The sequence below is a fragment of the Streptomyces sp. NPDC026246 genome (assembly GCF_055567995.1).
Genome location: NZ_JBVHPJ010000004.1, coordinates 74,427 through 92,222, shown reverse-complemented (window position 1 = coordinate 92,222; position 17,796 = coordinate 74,427). Strand labels below are relative to the sequence as shown.

The 17,796-nt window shown below is 73.4% G+C and carries 17 protein-coding genes and 1 pseudogene; 11 read left to right on the top strand and 7 right to left on the bottom strand.

The annotated features are described in order from the left end of the window. The first annotated feature begins 13 nt into the window (after positions 1 to 13). The 4 genes from ACZ4M5_RS12340 to ACZ4M5_RS12325 all read left to right on the top strand — a co-directional run bounded on the left by ACZ4M5_RS12340 (position 14) and on the right by ACZ4M5_RS12325 (position 4,085). Positions 14 to 364: a YciI family protein gene (locus ACZ4M5_RS12340; protein ID WP_467735750.1), complete on the top strand. Its 351-nt coding sequence runs from the start codon at positions 14 to 16 to the stop codon at positions 362 to 364. Beyond that, the gene (locus ACZ4M5_RS12335) at positions 364 to 1,554 is read left to right on the top strand and encodes an RNA polymerase sigma factor (protein WP_467735748.1); all 1,191 of its coding nucleotides are present in this window, start codon (positions 364 to 366) and stop codon (positions 1,552 to 1,554) included. Before ACZ4M5_RS12340 ends, ACZ4M5_RS12335 begins: the two co-directional genes overlap by 1 nt. 197 nt (positions 1,555 to 1,751) lie before the next feature. Next, entirely contained in the window at positions 1,752 to 2,642 is an 891-nt protein-coding gene (locus ACZ4M5_RS12330; RefSeq protein ID WP_398108307.1) for a glycoside hydrolase family 19 protein, read from the top strand. A gap of 36 nt (positions 2,643 to 2,678) precedes the next feature. Continuing rightward, on the top strand, positions 2,679 to 4,085 hold the full coding sequence (locus ACZ4M5_RS12325; RefSeq protein WP_467735745.1) for a phospholipase: 1,407 nt from the start codon (positions 2,679 to 2,681) through the stop codon (positions 4,083 to 4,085). A gap of 106 nt (positions 4,086 to 4,191) precedes the next feature. Here the strand turns inward: ACZ4M5_RS12325 and ACZ4M5_RS12320 are convergent, their stop codons facing one another. From ACZ4M5_RS12320 to ACZ4M5_RS12310, 3 genes are read right to left on the bottom strand one after another with little or no spacing between them, the layout of a single operon-like run. Continuing rightward, positions 4,192 to 4,587: an STAS domain-containing protein gene (locus ACZ4M5_RS12320; protein ID WP_467735743.1), complete on the bottom strand. Its 396-nt coding sequence runs from the start codon at positions 4,585 to 4,587 to the stop codon at positions 4,192 to 4,194. Then, entirely contained in the window at positions 4,584 to 5,657 is a 1,074-nt protein-coding gene (locus ACZ4M5_RS12315; RefSeq protein ID WP_467735741.1) for a cobalamin B12-binding domain-containing protein, read from the bottom strand. Before ACZ4M5_RS12315 ends, ACZ4M5_RS12320 begins: the two co-directional genes overlap by 4 nt. A gap of 11 nt (positions 5,658 to 5,668) precedes the next feature. Then, positions 5,669 to 7,330, bottom strand: a complete 1,662-nt coding sequence (locus ACZ4M5_RS12310) for a PP2C family protein-serine/threonine phosphatase (protein ID WP_467735739.1) — start codon at positions 7,328 to 7,330, stop codon at positions 5,669 to 5,671. A gap of 296 nt (positions 7,331 to 7,626) precedes the next feature. Here ACZ4M5_RS12310 and ACZ4M5_RS12305 point away from each other — a divergent pair, with 296 nt between their 5' ends. Both ACZ4M5_RS12305 and ACZ4M5_RS12300 read left to right on the top strand, forming a co-directional pair. After that, on the top strand, positions 7,627 to 8,019 hold the full coding sequence (locus ACZ4M5_RS12305) for a VOC family protein (RefSeq protein WP_451880076.1): 393 nt from the start codon (positions 7,627 to 7,629) through the stop codon (positions 8,017 to 8,019). Between the two features lie 57 nt (positions 8,020 to 8,076). Beyond that, positions 8,077 to 9,156 (top strand): adenosine deaminase, encoded by a 1,080-nt coding sequence (locus ACZ4M5_RS12300; RefSeq protein ID WP_467735737.1) that lies wholly within the window; start codon positions 8,077 to 8,079, stop codon positions 9,154 to 9,156. Here the strand turns inward: ACZ4M5_RS12300 and ACZ4M5_RS12295 are convergent. Next, the gene (locus tag ACZ4M5_RS12295) at positions 9,138 to 9,653 is read right to left on the bottom strand and encodes a mycothiol transferase (RefSeq protein ID WP_467735735.1); all 516 of its coding nucleotides are present in this window, start codon (positions 9,651 to 9,653) and stop codon (positions 9,138 to 9,140) included. The two genes, ACZ4M5_RS12300 and ACZ4M5_RS12295, sit on opposite strands and share 19 nt — an antisense overlap. Positions 9,654 to 9,850: 197 nt before the next feature. Beyond that, entirely contained in the window at positions 9,851 to 10,768 is a 918-nt protein-coding gene (locus tag ACZ4M5_RS12290) for a LysR family transcriptional regulator (RefSeq protein WP_467735733.1), read from the bottom strand. 117 nt (positions 10,769 to 10,885) lie between these two features. Between ACZ4M5_RS12290 and mgrA the strand changes: the two genes are divergently transcribed. Continuing rightward, positions 10,886 to 11,878: an L-glyceraldehyde 3-phosphate reductase gene (gene mgrA / locus ACZ4M5_RS12285; RefSeq protein ID WP_467735731.1), complete on the top strand. Its 993-nt coding sequence runs from the start codon at positions 10,886 to 10,888 to the stop codon at positions 11,876 to 11,878. Positions 11,879 to 11,962: 84 nt separating this feature from the next. Here mgrA and ACZ4M5_RS12280 read toward each other — a convergent pair whose 3' ends face one another. Further along, the gene (locus ACZ4M5_RS12280) at positions 11,963 to 12,247 is read right to left on the bottom strand and encodes a DUF1905 domain-containing protein (protein WP_467735729.1); all 285 of its coding nucleotides are present in this window, start codon (positions 12,245 to 12,247) and stop codon (positions 11,963 to 11,965) included. Between the two features lie 76 nt (positions 12,248 to 12,323). Next, positions 12,324 to 12,482 (bottom strand): annotated as a pseudogene (locus ACZ4M5_RS12275) (nuclear transport factor 2 family protein); the annotation flags it as partial. A 280-nt stretch (positions 12,483 to 12,762) separates the two neighbouring features. Between ACZ4M5_RS12275 and ACZ4M5_RS12270 the strand changes: the two are divergent. From ACZ4M5_RS12270 to ACZ4M5_RS12255, 4 genes are read left to right on the top strand one after another with little or no spacing between them, the layout of a single operon-like run. Further along, positions 12,763 to 13,173, top strand: coding sequence for a hypothetical protein (locus ACZ4M5_RS12270; RefSeq protein ID WP_467735727.1), 411 nt, complete (start codon positions 12,763 to 12,765; stop codon positions 13,171 to 13,173). A gap of 55 nt (positions 13,174 to 13,228) precedes the next feature. Then, on the top strand, positions 13,229 to 15,559 hold the full coding sequence (locus ACZ4M5_RS12265) for an ABC transporter ATP-binding protein/permease (protein WP_467735725.1): 2,331 nt from the start codon (positions 13,229 to 13,231) through the stop codon (positions 15,557 to 15,559). Positions 15,560 to 15,568: 9 nt separating this feature from the next. Then, complete coding sequence (locus ACZ4M5_RS12260) at positions 15,569 to 16,786, top strand: hypothetical protein (RefSeq protein WP_467735723.1); 1,218 nt, start codon at positions 15,569 to 15,571, stop codon at positions 16,784 to 16,786. Next, a complete protein-coding gene (locus ACZ4M5_RS12255; RefSeq protein WP_467735721.1) occupies positions 16,783 to 17,787 on the top strand; it encodes a serine/threonine-protein kinase in 1,005 nt (334 codons plus the stop codon). Before ACZ4M5_RS12260 ends, ACZ4M5_RS12255 begins: the two co-directional genes overlap by 4 nt. Positions 17,788 to 17,796 lie beyond the last annotated feature (9 nt).

The following is a 17,796-nucleotide window of genomic DNA, read 5'->3' as shown; positions in this document are numbered from 1 at the left end:
CAAGGAGGCCGTCATGACGTACTACCTGCTCAGTGTGATGCAGCCGGTCGGCCCGCCACCCGCGCCCGAGGTGCTGGAGGAGATCGGCGCGCACCTGGACGCCTTCCACCGGGAACTGCGTGCGGCGGGGGCGTGGGTCTTCGCCGGCGGGCTCCACGGCCCCGAGTCCGCCACCGTGCTGCGCCCCGCGGGCGGCGAGGTCCTGATCACCGACGGACCGTACGCCGAGGGCAAGGAGATGCTCGGCGGCATCTGTCTCGTCCGGGCCCCCGACCTGGACGCCGCCCTGGAGTGGGGGCGCAAGGCCGCCCTCGCCACGACCCTGCCGATCGAGGTGCGCCCGTTCATGGGCGAGACCGGCTGATGGGCGGGGACGTCGAGGCGGTGTTCCGCGCGGAGTACGGGCGCGCGGTCGCCGTCCTCGTCCGCCTCCTCGGCGACATCGACCTCGCGGAGGAGGCGGTCCAGGACGCCTTCACGACCGCCGTCCGGCGCTGGCCGGAGACCGGCGTCCCGCCCAGCCCGGCCGGGTGGATCATCACCACCGCGCGGAACAGCGCCGTCGACCGCCTGCGCCGGGAGTCCACCCGGCCGGCCCGGCAGGCCGAGGCAGCGCTGTTGCACAGCCCCGGCGCACCGCCCGAGGAGAGCCCCGTGCGCGACGACCGGCTCCGCCTGATCTTCACCTGCTGCCACCCCGCCCTGGCGCCGCACGCCCGCGTCGCGCTGACCCTGCGGCTGCTGGGCGGCCTCACCACCGCCCAGATCGCGCGAGCGTTCCTCGTTCCGGAGCCGACGATGGCCCAGCGCCTGGTCCGCGCCAAGGCGAAGATCCGCGACGCCGGCATCCCCTACCGGATCCCGCGCGACGCCGATCTGCCCGGCCGGCTCGGCGGTGTCCTGGCGGTCGTCTACCTGATCTTCAACCAGGGGTACGACACCTCGCCCGGGCTGTGCCAGGAGGCCGTCCGGCTCGGCAGGCTGCTCGCGGAGCTGATGCCCGACGAGCCGGAGGTGACCGGGCTGCTGGCGCTGATGCTGCTCGTGGAGTCCCGCCGCGCCGCACGCCTGGACGCCCGTGGCGCCCTGGTGCCGCTGCCCGCGCAGGACCGCGCCCGCTGGGACCGGGACCTCGTCCGCGAGGGCCAGGACCTCGTCCGCCGCTGCCTGCGCCGCAACCGCCCGGGGCCCTACAAGATCCAGGCCGCCGTCCAGGCGGTCCACAGCGACACGCCGAGCGCCGGAGCCACCGACTGGGACCAGATCCGGCGGCTGTACGACCAGCTCATGGCCGTCGCGCCCGGGCCGGTCGTGGCGCTGAACCGGGCCGTCGCCGTGGCCGAGACGGACGGCCCGGGCGCCGCCCTCGCGCTCGTGGACGCGCTCGAACTCGACGGCTACCCCGTCTTCCACGCCGTCCGGGCCGATCTGCTGCGCCGCCTGGGGCGGGCCGCCGAGGCCGTCGTGGCCTACGACCGGGCGATCGCACGCGTCGAGAACCCCGCGCAGCGGGCCTTCCTCCAGGGACGCAGGGACGGCATCGTCCCGCTCTGACCAGCGGACCCCCAACTGGTCTATACCTGACTGGTCCAGACCCTTGACTGGTACAGACCAACGCGGTTGAGTGTGCCCCACAGCCCCCCACCACGGCCGCCCCCACGCCGTGTCCGGTTCGCCGGTGCGTGCGGTGCGGGCGACGCTGCGTCCTGCCCCACCGGGGTGCGGCCGTGCCCCGCTAAGGAGTTGATCCCGTGTCGAGACGCCGTGTCTCCGCCGTCCTGGCCGCCCTCGCCCTCGCCGGCACCGCCCCGGTCCTGCTCCCGGCCACGAACGCCGCAGCCGCCTCCTGCTCCAGCTACCCCAACTGGGTGGCGGGCAAGGCGTACAACGCCGGTGACATCGTCCGCTACACCGACGGCAAGGCGTACGTCGCCGAGCACGCCAACCCGGGTTACGACCCGGTCATCAGCACCTGGTACTGGGAGCCGTACGCCTGCGACGGCGGGACCGGCACGCCCAACGCGCGTTTCGTCGTGACGGAGGCGCAGTTCAACCAGATGTTCCCGAACCGGAACTCGTTCTACAGCTACAGCGGCCTGACCGCGGCCCTGAGCGCCTACCCCGGCTTCGCCAACACCGGCAGCGACACGGTGAAGAAGCAGGAGGCCGCGGCCTTCCTCGCCAACGTCAGCCACGAGACCGGCGGTCTGGTGCACGTGGTGGAGCAGAACACCGCCAACTACCCGCACTACTGCGACTGGGGGCAGCCCTACGGCTGTCCGGCCGGCCAGGCCGCCTACTACGGGCGCGGCCCGATCCAGCTCAGCTGGAACTTCAACTACAAGGCGGCGGGCGACGCGCTCGGCATCGACCTCCTCAACAACCCCTGGCTGGTGCAGAACGACTCGGCCGTCGCCTGGAAGACGGCCCTGTGGTACTGGAACACCCAGACCGGGCCCGGCAGCATGACCCCGCACAACGCCATGGTGAACGGCGCCGGTTTCGGCCAGACGATCCGCAGCATCAACGGCTCCCTGGAGTGCGACGGCAAGAACCCGGCGCAGGTCCAGAGCCGCGTGAACAACTACCAGCGCTTCACGCAGATCCTCGGGACCACCCCCGGAGGCAACCTCTACTGCTGACGGCGGGCCCGCGGACGTGGTGTCATGCGGGGTGTCATGCTCCTGACCAGTCCATCGGACGAAGGGCATCCCCGCATGCGCCCACGCACCCCCCACCTCCTGCTGGCCACGACCGCGGCGCTCGCGACCGCGGTCGTGGCCCCGCAGCCCGCTGCCGCCGCCGTCCCCGCCCCGGGCACCTACTACGTCCAGAGCGCCACGACCGGCCTCAACGCGGCGGACAGCAACGGGACCGTCGAGCAGCACAGACCCCGGGGCAACGAGGACCGCCAGCAGTGGCGGCTGACGCCGAACGGATCCTCCTACCTGCTGGAGAACACCGACGCGGCGGGCAGCTGTCTCGGCCGCAGCGGCGACCTCGCCGCCACCGTCGCCTGCGCGAGCGGCGACGCGGCCTGGGACATCACTCCCTCGGGCGCCGACCGGTACACCCTCAGGGCGCCCGGCACCGCACGCCATCTCACCGTCGCCGCCAAGCCCGCCGGTTCCGTCCATCCCGCCCGTCTCGCCCTCGGCGGCGCGGGCGAACTCGCCGACTGGTACCTGACCCCGGTCGATCCCGCCACCTCTCCCATGCCGCCGCAGGACCGGCGCACCCTGGACCAGGTCACGTTCCTCACCACGCACAACGCCTACGCCAACGGGGTCGACGGCGGCTTCGCCCCGCCCTTCGTCAACCTCGTGCCCAACCAGACGCGGGGCATCGAACGGCAACTGGCCGACGGGGTGCGCGGCTTCATGCTGGACATCCACCAGACCCGCGACGGCGCCATCCTGTGCCACAACAGCTGCACCCTCGTCAGCCGGCCGGTCGCCCTGTGGGTCGACCTCCAGCGCATGGTCGACTTCCTCCAGGCGCATCCCGACCAGTTCGTGACCGTCTTCCTGGAGGACCGCGTCGACCCGGGTGTGCTGCGCGCCGAACTCGCCCGCGTCCGCGGCCTGTCCGACGTGCTGTACCGGCCCGACCTCACCGGCGTCCGGCAGAACGGGTGGCCCACCATGGCCCAACTGGCGGCAGCGAACGACCGGCTGCTCATCTTCAGCGACCGCACACGCTCCGCCGACCAGGCCGGCGGCCTGTTCCGGGACAGCTTCGGGGTGATGTACCAGCAGGAGTGGACCGTCGAGAACTACTGGTCCATGGGACCGGGCGTCGGCTCCTCCGACTGGTCCTGCTACAGCCGCTGGTACGGCGCCGACGTCAACATCCCGCTGACCCGCACCGAGCCGCCGTTCCGCCCGCTGTTCGTCATGAACCACTTCCGCGACGTGCCGCTCACCGGCACCGCGGCCACGGACAACGGCAAACTCGCCGACCGTGCCCAGCGGTTCTGCCGCCCGGCGGCCCGCAAGAAGCCCAACTTCCTGGCCGTGGACCACTACGACCGCGGCAACCCCGCCGCGGCCGTCGACACCCTGAACTCGTACACGTACCCGTAGCGGGCGCAGGACGGGGGCCCTTCGGCGGGCCCCCGTCCGGGGCGCAGCGCCCGTGGTGGGCCAGCGGTCTCGGGGCGGTCGGCAGTGGACCCGCCCGCCCGCCGGGTCAGGTGGCCCCGGCCTCCGTCACCTCGTCGCTCCGGCCGTCCTCGAGCGCACCCGCCGGGGTCGAGGGCTCCGTCAGGAAGTCCAGGACGTTGGTGAGGTGGAGCATGCGCTCCAGGAAGTCGGGCCGGTGGTCGAGGTGCAGGACCGCCCGGGCCTCGCCGGCGTGCCGGTGCACCATCAGCAGGGCGGACAGCCCGGAGGAGTCGATCCACGTCAGGCCGCCGAAGTCCAGGCGGACGTCGCGCAGCCCCGCCCCCTCGAACAGCAGGGGGACGACGGCGTCCAGGAGATCGCCGCTGGTGTCGTAGTCGAGTTCGCCCCTCACACGCACGGTGAGCGTGTCGGCGACGCGGTCGGGGACCACGGTGAACGGAACGGATGGCAGATTCGTCATGCGGGAGTCTCGGAGCCGGGGACAGGACGGGCGGGGCGGTCGGCGAGCACGCCGGTGCCGTCGCGGATCAGGGCCAGGGCCCGGGGAAAGTCGTGCAACTGCCCGGCGAGGATGTCCAGACCGGCGAGCAGCGACCGGGCGGGCACGTTCCGGGCTTCGAGGATGCCGGCGCTCCAGCTCAGGAACGACGTGAAGAGCTCGGCGTCGTCCACGTACAGGGCCGTCGCGAGGAAGTGCACGATGTGGGCGACGTCCTCCGCGGTGCGCTCGCGCTGCTCGTCCGTGTAGGACCGCATCGCCGGGAAGCGCCCCTCCAGGTCGGACAGGGTGCCCCGGACCAGCCGGGCCCGGTTCTGGACGACCATCGTGTACTCCTGGTCGGCCAGGTGGGGGAGGTCGTCGACGGCCTGGCGGAGCGCCGCGGGCCGGGGCCGGGCGAGTCCGGCGGCCAGGGCGCCGGCGGCGCCGCGCGCGTCGGCCGCCCATTCGTCCGCTCCCAGGGCCCACGCCCAGCGCCCCTTGGGGCCGAAGGCGAGGCCGCCGGCCATGACGGGGACGCCGACGGCCTGGCACGCCGTGATCGCGCCGTGCGCGGCCGGCAGGTGCGTGGGGATCGAACTGGACAGCAGCACCGCGTCCGGGTTGGTTCGGTGCAGGTGCGCGATCAGGTGCGGGGTCGGCGTCTGTGCACCGAGGTAGTCGACCTGCCAGCCGCGCAGACGCAGCGTCTCGGAGACGAGGCGGGCCGGGAAGGCGTGCCACTCCCCGTCGATGCAGGCGACGGTCACCCGGCCCCGGTGCGGCGGGCGCCCGACCGCGTCCTGGCCGCGGTGGGCCAGCGCGGCCACCGCCCGTTCGTTGATGGCGGTGGCGGCGTGCTCCTGGGCGACGGTGATGCGGTCGGCGGCCCACTCGGCTCCGACCTTCTCCTGCACCGGCGCGATCACGTCCAGCAGCAGGGCCTCCTCGTCCAGCCCGTCGGCCAGGGCGCCGGACAGCACGTCGACGGAGCGGTACTCGTCGCCCTCGGCCACGGCCCTCCACAACCGTTTCTGCAGAGTCACGGACATCGCGGGAGTGTTCACCCGGCCTTCCCGTCACCCCGGCGGCCGTTGACGATCGACAGCCCGCCGGTCCTGGGGACGCCGATCGCGACGACGGCCATGTCGTCGTGCCGTCCGTCACCGATCCACTCGGCGGCCAGCATCTGCACCCGCTCCACCAGGGCCTCGGCCGGCAGCCCGGCACATTCGCCCAGGACGCGCTTCAGCCGGGCCTCGCCGAACAGCTTGTCGCCGAGCGGCCCGCCGCGCGCCTCGGTGATGCCGTCGGTGTACAGCAGACAGGCGTCCCCCTGCTCCAGCACCGTCTCGACCGTGTGCGCGGCCACCGTCGGCAAAGCGCCGATCAGCGTGCCCCGCGAGGCCACCTCCGTCACGCGGCCGTCGGCGCGCACGACGAGGGGAGGCAGATGGCCGGCGCTGGTCAGCCGGAGCTGCGCCCGGCCCGCGCGGCGGCGCACCGAGGCGAGCACCATCGTCGCGAAGCGGGTGTGCCGGGAACTGAGCAGCGCCCCGTTGAGCAGGTCCAGCACCCGCTGGTGGTCGCCGGCCAGCGGAAGCAGGGCGTGCAGGGTGTTGCGGATCTTGCCGGTCAGCACCGCCGCGTCCAGTCCCTTGCCCGCCACGTCACCCAGCACGACCAGGGTCTCCTGCGAGGGGTCGGCGCCGGGGTGGACGTCGTAGAAGTCCCCGCCGACCCGCTCGTGGTCCTTGGCGGCCCGGTAGCTGCCGGCGTACTGCACGCCGTGCACCCGCTGGAGCGTGGGCGGCAGCAGTTCGTGCATCAGGGTCGCGGTGATGGTGGCCTGCTCGGTGTACAGCCGCGCCGCCGAGAGCGCGGCACCGGCCCGGGCTGCGAACAGCCGGGCGAAGACCTCCTCGCCCTCCGTGAACGCCTGCTCGGTGCTGGAGCGCAGCAGGATCAGGGCACCGGCGGGCACCCCGTGCCCGGGCAGGGGAGTGACTATCACCGAGCCGACCGGGCCGGTGAAGGTGTCGGGAATCACCCAGTCGGGGAGGACCGACGGGTCGATCCACCGCGCGGGCACCGGCGGGAACCCCTGCAGCGCCTCGGGCAGACCCGGCACGCTCTGCGTGTCGATCTGCCGCGTCACCTGCACCACGGGCCCGCCCTGCGGCGCGTACGTCAGCGGATGACGGCGGCCCTGTGCGGGGGCGACGAGCACGGCCGCCTCGGCGAGATGTTCCGCGGCCATCGACGCGGCCACCTCCATGCAGCGCGGCACGTTCAGCGTCGACAGCAGGGTCGAGGAGACCTCGGAGAGGATCTCCGAGCGGACCTGCGCGTTGCGCGCGGTCTGTTCCGCGAGGTGGCGGTCGGTGTCGTCGACCAGCCACCACACCACGTCCCCGTCGACGGCGGCGGTCGGGTGGGCCTGGACGATCCGGTCGTTGACCGGGCCGCTCAGGGGGGCGGCGCCGGGGGCGGACGGTTCGTGGGAGAGGCGCAGGTGGGCCTCGAAGAGCCAGGACGGCGCCGCCTCGTGCAGCTCGTCACCGCTCGCCGCGTCCGGCAGGAGGAGCCGCGCGGCCTGGTTCAGCTGGACGACCGTGCCGTGCCGGTCGACGACCAGGACGGGAAAGGGGGCGTCACCCCACGCGCTGCCGACCCTGGTGTCGGCGCTGCGTGAGCGGGCGGTGGAACTGGGGGAAGCGGTCACAAGCGGAGGCACGCATGGTGCGCACCCCACCACCTTCCTGTACTGGAAAACAAGCAGACCGCAACCGTCCCGCATCCGCGTCGGCAGTGCAACCCACCCAAAAGTGCGCCATGTAGTCACCGGATCTCCCTCACATTGCGCGGGAGGCGTGACCGTGCAGGGGGCGGTGTGCCTCCCCCTCAGGCGCGCTCGGGCGGCTGCCCGTGCCCGTGCGGCCGGTCCGTCGCGGCAATGTTGGCGCGGAGGGAGTTTTACGTATAACCTCTCCGGTCAACCCCATGTTCCGAGAGGTCCCGATGCGCCGTATCGCCCTGGTCACCCTCGTCGTCGACGACTACGACGAGGCGATCCGCTTCTACACAGACGCCCTCGGCTTCCGGCTCGCCGAGGACGAGGCCCGGCCCGACGGGTCGCGGTGGGTCGTCGTCGAACCCGGCGGAGCGGCAACCGGCACCGGGCTGCTGCTGGCCCGGCCCAAGGGGCAGGCCCAGGCCGCCCGGGTCGGGGACCAGACCGGAGGGCGGGTCGGGTTCTTCCTGCACACCGACGACTTCGCCCGCGACCACGCCCGGATGACCGCCGCCGGCGTGACCTTCCTGGAGGAGCCCCGGCACGAGCCGTACGGCACGGTCGCCGTCTTCCAGGACCTGTACGGCAACCGCTGGGACCTTCTCCAGCCCGCCGCCTGACCCTCGTTCCCCCTCCCTCGAACCGCTCGTACCGCCCGATCAAGGACAGACCCCACCATGACTGCTACGCGCGTAGACGCCGATGTGATCCGCCGTCTCCCCAAGGCCGTGCTGCACGACCACCTCGACGGCGGTCTGCGCCCGGCCACCGTCGTGGAGCTCGCGGACGCCGTCGGCCACACGCTGCCCACCACCGACCCGGACGAGCTCGCCGCCTGGTACTACGAGGCCGCCAACTCGGGCGACCTCGTGCGCTACATAGCCACCTTCGAGCACACCCTCGCCGTGATGCAGACCCGCGAGGGCCTGCTGCGCACCGCCGAGGAGTACGTCCTGGACCTCGCCGCCGACGGCGTGGTCTACGGCGAGGTGCGCTACGCGCCCGAGCTGAACACCCGGGGCGGGCTGACCATGGCCGAGGTCGTGGAGACCGTCCAGGAGGGCCTGGCCGCGGGCATGGCCAAGGCCGCCGCCGCGGGCACGCCCGTGCGGGTCGGCACCCTGCTGTGCGGCATGCGGATGTTCGACCGGGTGCGCGAGGCCGCCGACCTTGCCGTGGCGTTCCGCGACGCGGGCGTGGTCGGCTTCGACATCGCCGGCGCCGAGGACGGCTTCCCGCCCGCCGACCACCTCGCGGCGTTCGAGCACCTGCGCCGCGAGAGCGTCCCCTTCACCATCCACGCCGGCGAGGCGCACGGGCTGCCCAGCATCCACCAGGCCCTCCAGGTGTGCGGCGCCCAGCGCATCGGGCACGGCGTGCGCATCACCGACGACATCCCCGACCTCGCGTCCGGCAAACTCGGCCGCCTCGCGGGCTGGGTGCGCGACCGGCGCATCGCCCTGGAGATGTGCCCCACCTCCAACCTGCAGACCGGCGCCGCCACGTCGATCGCGGAGCACCCGATCACCGCGCTGAAGGACCTCGGCTTCCGTGTCACCCTCAACACCGACAACCGCCTGGTGTCGGGCACGACCATGACCCGTGAGATGTCCCTGCTGGTCGAGCAGGCGGGCTGGACCGTCGAGGACCTGCGGACGGTCACCGTCAACGCCGTCAAGAGCGCCTTCCTGCCGTTCGACGAGCGCACCGCCCTCCTGCGCGACGTCGTGCTGCCCGGCTACGACGCCGCGCTCTGAAGCAGTCCCCGCAGGTAGGCGGCCTGTCCGATGTGCTGGAGGTCGTCGGACAGGACGCTGACCAGCCGGACGCCCAGGGTGACCGGCGGGTCCCAGCGCTCGTCGACGACGCGCTCCAGGTCCTTGGCGGTCAGGCCGCGCAGGGCCTCCAGGCTCTGGTCGTGCACGGCGTCGTGGTACCCGGTCAGCAGGTCGGCCGAGTCGACCGTCACCGCGGCGACCTGGTCGGGGCCGTGGCCGTAGCCCGTGTCGTGGCGCGGCAGGCGCAGCCCGAAGCGCTCGTCCCACTTCTGGGACAGCCACACCTGCTCCAGGCCGAACGCGTCGGCGACGTGGTCGTCCTGGACGCGGGTGAGGTGCCAGACGAGCCAGGCGACGGAGTTGGTGCCCGGGGCGGGCCGGGCGGTCAGTTCCTCGGGCCCGAGCCCGTCGAGCGTGGCGTGGACTTCTTCCCGGATGCGGCTGTAGCCCTCGATGAGGATGTCCTTGGCATGCATACGTCCACCTTCGCCCATCGCCGGGGATCACGCGCCGGGAATCCGGCTTCCCCGGAACCCGGGCGGCACCCGTCCGGGCAGCCGGCCGCGCCACGGCTTCCCCGGTGAAGTCCTGGGCCGCCGCGACCGGCGGGGCCGACGCTCCGCTGTGTGGGTCGTGGACGTACGCGAGCGGTTCGGCGGGGGCGCGCGCCGGGTCAGGAGGGCTGGACAGCCTCCTGGGGCGGTGTCAGGCCCCCTGTCTCGAGCAGGGCCATCAGGGCCCGGGCGGCCGGGCTGGTCGCCTGGGCGGGCGGCAGGAGCGCGACCGTCTCGTAGCCGGCGTCCCCGAAGTCCCGCACCGGCAGGGCGGTCAGCGAGGCGCGCTTGTGCCGGAAGTGGCGCGGCACGACGGCGATGCCGAGGTCCTCGTCCACGAGGTCCAGCAGGCTGTGCACGTCGTTGACCTCCAGGGCGACGCTGCGCCGGACCCCCGCGGCGGCGAAGGCCGCGTCCGTGGTGCGGCGGGGTCCCCAGTCCGGGTGGAAGTCGACGAACACCTCCCCGCCGAGATCCTCCGGGCTCACCGCCGCCCCGGCCGCCGCGAGCCGGTGGCTCGGATGGCACAGCACGGTCATCGGCTCGCTCGACAGCGGCACCGCCCGCAGCTGGTCGGTCTCCTCCCGGGCGGTGCGCACGGCGAACGCCAGGTCCAGCCGTCCGGCCGCGACCTCCTCCGCGAGCGCGCCCGAGCCGGCCTGCCGCAGGCAGATCTCCACGTCCGGGTGACGCCGCCGGAAGCCGGCCAGGAGCCCCGCCACGTTCACCCCGGCGACGCACTGCTCCGTGCCCAGGGCGAGCATCCCGCGCAGTACGCCCTGGACTGCCGCGACCGCCTCGTGCGCCGAGCGCACCTGCGCCAGGATCCGCTCCGCCTCGCCGAGCAGCGCCCGCCCGGCCGGGGTCAGCGTCACCCGGCGGGTCGTGCGCACGAACAGCGGCGTCTGCAGCTCCCGCTCCAGGGCCCGGATGGAGGCCGACAGCCCCGACTGGGAGACCAGGAGGCGCTCGGCCGCCCGGGTGAAGTGCTGGTCCTCGGCGACCGCGACGAAGTGCTGCAAGTGGCGCAGTTCCATGACTGAGAAGCGTAACCGCTGAATTCCATCGGATTCTTCTGTTGGACGCATGGGCGCAGGTCACGCCAGAGTGGACACCGGTTTCACCCCGACCGAGCCAACCCCTCTGGAGTCGCGTTGTACACCGCACACCCCGACCGCTACGCGGACATGCCCTACCGGCGCACCGGACGCAGCGGCCTGAAGCTCCCCGCGCTCTCGCTCGGCCTGTGGCACAACTTCGGCCCGGACCGCCCCGCCGAGACCCAGCGCGCCATCCTGCGCCGCGCCTTCGACCTCGGCATCACCCACTTCGACCTCGCCAACAACTACGGCCCGCCGCCCGGTGCCGCCGAGTCCGCGCTCGGCGCCTTCCTCAAGTCGGACTTCGGGCGCTACCGCGACGAGCTGGTGATCTCCACCAAGGCCGGCTACCTGATGTGGCCCGGCCCGTACGGCGAGTGGGGTTCGCGCAAGTACGTGCTGTCCTCGCTGGACCAGAGCCTGCAGCGGTTGGGCCTGGACTACGTCGACATCTTCTACTCGCACCGCCCCGACCCCGACACCCCGCTCGAGGAGACGATGGGCGCGCTGCACTCGGCCGTGCAGCAGGGCAAGGCGCTCTACGTCGGCGTCTCCAACTACTCCGCGGAGCAGACCCGCGAGGCCGCTCGCATCCTGGCCGAGCTGGGCACGCCGCTGCTGATCCACCAGCCGCGCTACTCCATGCTCGACCGCCGCCCGGAGGACGAGGGGTTGCTGGACGCCCTCGACGAACTGCAGACCGGCTCGATCGTCTACTCCCCTCTGGAGCAGGGCCTGCTCACCGGCCGCTACCTGGACGGCATCCCGGAGGGCTCCCGGGCGGCGAGCGACAGCCCGTTCCTGAACTCCGACGCGCTCACCGAGGACCTGGTCGGCCGGCTGCGCGAGCTGAACGGCATCGCCGAGTCCCGGGGCCAGACCCTGGCCCAGATGGCGCTGGCCTGGGTGCTGCGGGGCGGCCGGGTCACCTCGGCGCTGGTCGGGGCGAGCAGCCCGCAGCAGCTCGAGGACAGCGTCGGCGCCATCGCCGGCCTGGAGTTCGACGCCGACGAACTGGCCCGCATCGACGCGATCGTCAAGCAGTAGCGGTGCCCGTGTGTCCCGGAGGCGGTCTCCCCGCCTCCGGGACACACGCGCGCCCGCGCCGGGCGCCGGTGCGGCGCGCGGGTGTCAGCCGAGGCGCTCCTCCAGGCGCACGGTCACCGTGTCGCCCTCCTTCTTGCCGAGGGCCCGGCGGAGGTCGGCCCGCACGGGCAGCTTGTGGGTGCCGTCGCCCAGCGCCATGAAGGCGCTGCGGAACGGGTGCCCGTCGATCGTGCCGCGGACCTTGACCAGGCCCCGGGTGCCGAAGTACTCGACGGACCGGGGCCAGACCAGGTAGGTCCAGCCGCCTCGGGCGGGGCTCTTGCGCAGGACGGCGGTGAACTCCGCGTGCAGCGCTGCGGTGGTGGCCATCGGTTCCTCCGGTGGACGGCGGTCTCTCTCGTCGTGCAGACCGCCGTCCACCCGGGAACTCATCGCGGGCCGTACAGGTGCCGGCGGGCACCCGGTCCAGGAACCCCGGCATGGTCCGGATCCGGCCCTGCGCGTCCAGGGTGATCACATCCGACCCGGCCACCGGCGCCGGGCCTTCCCCGGCAGCGGTACCCCCGGCCTCGACGGCCAGTTCCCACGAGAAGCGCGCCGTGTCTCGCGGTGGACCCGGTACGCACCACCCTGCCCGCCGCCTGACGAGGGGTCGATTGCCTCCGGGGTCATGCCCTCCGAGGCGGCCTCGCCGGATTTCGGCCAACTCGGGCGGTGAATATGCCAGGAGAGTGGCCAAAAAGTCATGGTGACAGTGTTTCAGCGGTGAACATACTGACACGCGAGAGCGCTTTCACATCGAGCGACCGCGCCCTCACGCACCGCACGCGAGCCACACGACACGCGAGGCCCGGCCGAGGGGCCGGGCAACGGGGGAGGGTCACGTGCACGACGAGTTCCTGTGCCATGTCACCGCGTACGGGGTGTGCGACGGCCGCCGCATCGGCGTGCCGCTGGGCACCTACCGGGCGCCCACCCTCGCCCTCGCCCTGTGGTGGCTGCGCGACCGCGCCTCCTGGATCGCGCAGCGCCTGGACCCCCTGCCGGAGGCCGAGCACTTACCGCCGGGTGCGCTCGTGCCGGTCGCCGACACCGTGCCCGACGTGCCCATGCTGCTGCGCGCCTGGTGCGCCGACCCCGCCCAGCAGGAGCGGGTCGCCGAGGAACTGGCGGCCGGACGGCTGGTGCGCATCGCCACCAGCGACGACACCACCGAGTACGAACTGCTCGCCGAGTCCGTCGACGCCCTGCGGATGCAGCGCGCCGCACCCCTGCTGGGAGTGCCCGTGGCCTGATCACCGCCCTCCGCCCGCCCAGGCGCATACCAGGGCGCATCGGTAGAATCTGACCATGGCGCAGCCATCGGTAGCACCAGAACTCGTCCTGCGGACGGAGACGGGCTCCACCGTGATGATCCCGGGCCGCGACTATCACGTGGGACGCGATCCGCTCAGCGACATCGTCATCGACGACGACCGGGTCTCCTGGCACCACGCGGTGCTCAAGCCCGAGGACGGCCACTGGACCATCGAGGACGAGGACAGCACCAACGGCACCTACGCCGAAGGCCGCCGCGTCCACGCGTGGGACGTCGGCCCCGGCAGCGTCATCCGCTTCGGCAACCCCGCCGACGGACCGCGCGTCGTGCTGACCGGCCGCCCCGCACCCGCCCCCGAACGCCCCTCGGCGGTCTCCATGCCGGCCATGACCGGCACCTACCGGGCGCCCACCACCGTGCGGCCCCTGCCGTCCCGCACCGTCCGCATCGGCCGTGCCGGTGACAACGACCTCGTCATCGACGACCTCGTGGTCTCCCGCCGCCACGCCGAGCTGCGCGCCCTGCCCGACGGCACCTACGAGATCACCGACCTCGGCAGCCACAACGGCACGTACCTCAACGGCAGCCCCGTCACCACGGCGCCGGTCGGCCAGGGCGACATCGTCGGCATCGGCCACTCGGCGTTCTGCCTCGTCGGCGACGAACTGCAGGAGTACGTCGACACCGGCGAGGTCTCCCTCGACGTGCAGGACATCGCCGTCACCGTCGACCGCGGCCGCAAGACACTGCTGGACCACGTCTCCTTCCCCGTCGGCGAGAAGTGCCTGCTCGCCGTCGTGGGCCCGAGCGGCGCGGGCAAGTCCACCCTGCTCAACGCCCTCACCGGGCAGCGGCCCGCCGGCCACGGCACCGTCCTCTACGACGGCCGCGACCTCTACCGCGACTACGCCGAACTGCGCCAGCGCATCGGCCTCGTCCCGCAGGACGACATCCTGCACGCGCAACTGACGGTCCGGAAGGCCCTGTCCTACGCCGCGGAGCTGCGCTTCCCGCAGGACACCGCCAAGGCCGAGCGGCGCGCCCGGGTCGACGAGGTGATCCGCGAACTGGGTCTGGAGCAGCGCGCCGACCAGCCCGTGCACAGCCTCTCCGGCGGCCAGCGCAAGCGCGTCAGCGTGGCCCTGGAACTGCTGACGAAACCGTCCCTGCTCTTCCTCGACGAGCCGACCTCCGGCCTCGACCCCGGCATGGACCGCTCGGTGATGCACATGCTGCGCGGCCTCGCCGACGACGGCCGGACCGTCATCGTCGTCACGCACAGCGTGCTCAGCCTCGACGTGTGCGACCGCCTCCTGGTGCTCGCGCCCGGCGGGAAGATCGCCTACTACGGGCCGCCCGAGGACGCCCTGCCGTTCTTCGGCTTCGAGCACTGGCCGGAGGCCTTCGAGCACTTCGAGCGGGACAGGGAACGCGACTGGGCGGGGGAGTACCTGGCATCGCCGTTGCACGGACGGTACGTCACCGACGCCTCCGCACAGCCGCGGCAGGACCGCTCCGGCCCGGTCGTCATCGCCCCGCCGCCCCGGCCCCGCAGCCGCGGCGCCCAACTCGGTACCCTCGTCCGCCGGTACGCCGCCGCGCTCGCGGCCGACCGCACCTTCCTGATCATCATGATCGCCCTGCCGTTCGTGATGGGCGCCATGGCACGCGCCCTGGCCGGCGGCAGACTGACCCTCGACACGGCGATGAACGCGCTGCTCATCCTCTGCGTCGGGGCGGTCCTCACCGGAGCCGCCAACGCCGTGCGCGAACTCGTCAAGGAACGGGTGATCTACCAGCGGGAACGGGCGGTGGGCCTGTCCAGATCGGCCTACCTGATGTCCAAGGTCGTCGTCCTGGGCGTCATCACCGTGCTCCAGGCGGTGGTGCTCACCCTGGTCGCCCTGCTCGGCGTGGACATCAACGCACCCGGCGGCGAGGGGGTGCTCATGCCGCCCCTGGTGGAGATCACCGTCGCCGTCGCCCTGCTGGCCTTCACGGCGATGATGCTCGGCCTGCTCGTCTCCGCGCTGGTGCGCAAGGAAGAGGTGACGATGCCGCTGCTCGTGCTCATCGCCATCGTCCAGGTCGTCTTCTGCGGGGCCCTGCTGCAACTGGCCGGCACCCCGGGGCTGGAGCAACTGGGCTGGCTGGTGCCCGCGCGCTGGGCCCTGGCCGCGATGGCCGGGACGGTGGGGCTGGCCCGGATCGTGCCCGGTGATCTGACCGAGGACCCCCTGTTCGAGCACGCGGCCGGCACCTGGCTGCTCGACGTGGGCATGCTCGTCGTGCTGTCGGTGGTCTTCGGGTTCCTGGTGTCCCGGCTGCTGCGCCGCCACGAACCCGTCGTGATGCGGAAGTAGGCACCGCCCGTGACGACCCCCGGATTCCGGCCCACGCACGTCGTCCCGCAGCACGGGATGCCGGCCTGGGAGGCCCCCGACCCGTCCCGGCCCACCGTCGACCTCGACCCCCTGCTGCCGGTGCAGCTGCTGGAACGCCAGGGCGACTGGGGGCACGTGCTGTGCTCCAACGGCTGGTCGGCCTGGGTCGACGGGCGCCGCCTGGTCGGCGTGCCGCAGGATCCGCCCACCACCGACGGGCCACTGACCCGCACCGCCGACCCGCGTCCGCTGCTGGGCCGCGCGCAGGAGGCCCTCGCGCGCTACCGGTCGGCGGTCGAGGACCTCGCGGGCGGGCTCGACCTGGAGTCCTTCCGCACCCGTACGCGCGGCACCCGGATCGGCGTCGTCGTCGACGGCGAGTCCGTCTGGCTGTACGACTCCGCGCACGGACGCTGGGTGTACGCCGACGGCACGCGGCTGACCACCTACGCCACGGACGACACGCCCCGGGCCGACTCCCCGGCCCCGGGCGGCCCCAACCCGTCCCCGCCGCAGGCGGCGTCCGCCCACCCACCGACCCGGCTGGTCGCCCCCGACCCGCCCGCGGCGCCGCAGGAGCCCCGGAGCCCGGCCGGGGCATCCCGGCGGGGGAACGCCCCGCCACGGGGGGCTCCCGAACCGACCCGGGTGGTCGCCCCCGAGCCACCTGCCGCGCCGCAGGAGCCCCGGAACACGGCCGGGCCGTCTCCGCGCGGGAACGCCCTGCCGCCGGAGGCTCCCGAGCCGACCCGGGTGGTCGCCTCCGAGCCGCCCGCGGCGCCGCAGGAGGCCCGGAGCCCGGCCGGGCCGTCTCCGCGCGGGAACGCCCCGCCGCCGGAGGCTGCCGAACCGACCCGTGTCGTCGCACCGGGCGCGCCGGAGGTGGTGCCGCCGGAGGCCCCGGTCCCCACCCGGGTCGTCACCGCCCGGGACCCCGCGCCCGAACCGGCCACCGGGTCCGAGGCGGCGCGGCCGGAACGCCCCGCGTCCCCCGATGCCCCCGAGCCCACACGGCTCGCGGCCGGTCCGCCCGAGCCCACACGCGTCGTGGGCCCCGAGGAGGCCGACGAGGCCGCGGCGCCGGGCGGGCACCGCCGGAAGACCGACGAGGCGAAGGAGGCGGAGCCGCCGGCCGCGGCGCCCCCCACCCGGGCCGTCGGGCCCGCGCCCACCCGTGTCGTCCCGCCCGAAGGTGACAGGCGGTGAACCGCGAGACCAGCCTCTTCTCGGGACGGCCCTCCGAACTGCTCGGACAGCAGATCGCGGGCTACCGGATCGAGCAGGAGATCGGACGCGGCGGCATGGCCGTCGTCTACCGGGCCCGCGACCTGCGCCTGGAACGCACGGTCGCCCTGAAACTGCTCGCCCCGGAACTCGCCCGCAACGACACCTTCCGCCGCCGGTTCACGCACGAGTCCCGGGCCGCGGCCGCGATCGACCACCCGCACATCGTCCCGGTCTTCGAAGCGGGCGAGACCGACGGTGTGCTCTACATCGCCATGCGGTACGTCGCCGGCAGCGACCTGCGGCACCTCCTGGACCGCGAGGGCCCGATGCCGCCCGCCACCGCCGTCCGCGTCGCCACCCAGGTCGCCTCCGCGCTGGACGCCGCCCACGAGCACGGCCTGGTGCACCGCGACGTCAAGCCCGGCAACATCCTCGTCTCCCGCGGCACCGACAGCGACCACCCCGAGCACGTCTACCTCACCGACTTCGGCCTGACCAAGAAGTCGCTGTCCCTGACCGGTTTCACCACGGTCGGCCAGTTCGTCGGCACCCTCGACTACGTCGCCCCCGAGCAGATCTCCGGCAAACCCGTCGACGCGCGCTGCGACGTGTACGGCTTCGCCTGCGTGGTCTACGAGATCCTCACCGGCCACCCGCCCTTCCTGCGCGACGACGACATGGCGCTGCTGTGGGCGCACCAGTACGACGAGCCACCGCCGCTGACCGAGGCACGGCCGGACCTCGCCGCCGGCGCCGACCCGGTCCTGGCCAAGGCCCTCGCCAAGAGCCCGGACGACCGCTACCCGTCCTGTCTGGCCTTCGTGACCGCGCTGCGCGCCGCCACCACCGGCGGCGCGGTGGGAGCCGCAGGGGTGTCGCCCCGCGCGGAGCGGCACGTGCCGGGTGCGGGGGAGGAACTGCCCAAGCCGCCACCGCGCTGGGCCGAGCCGGTGTTCGTGGAGCGCACGCGCGGGCTGTAGCGCGGGCGC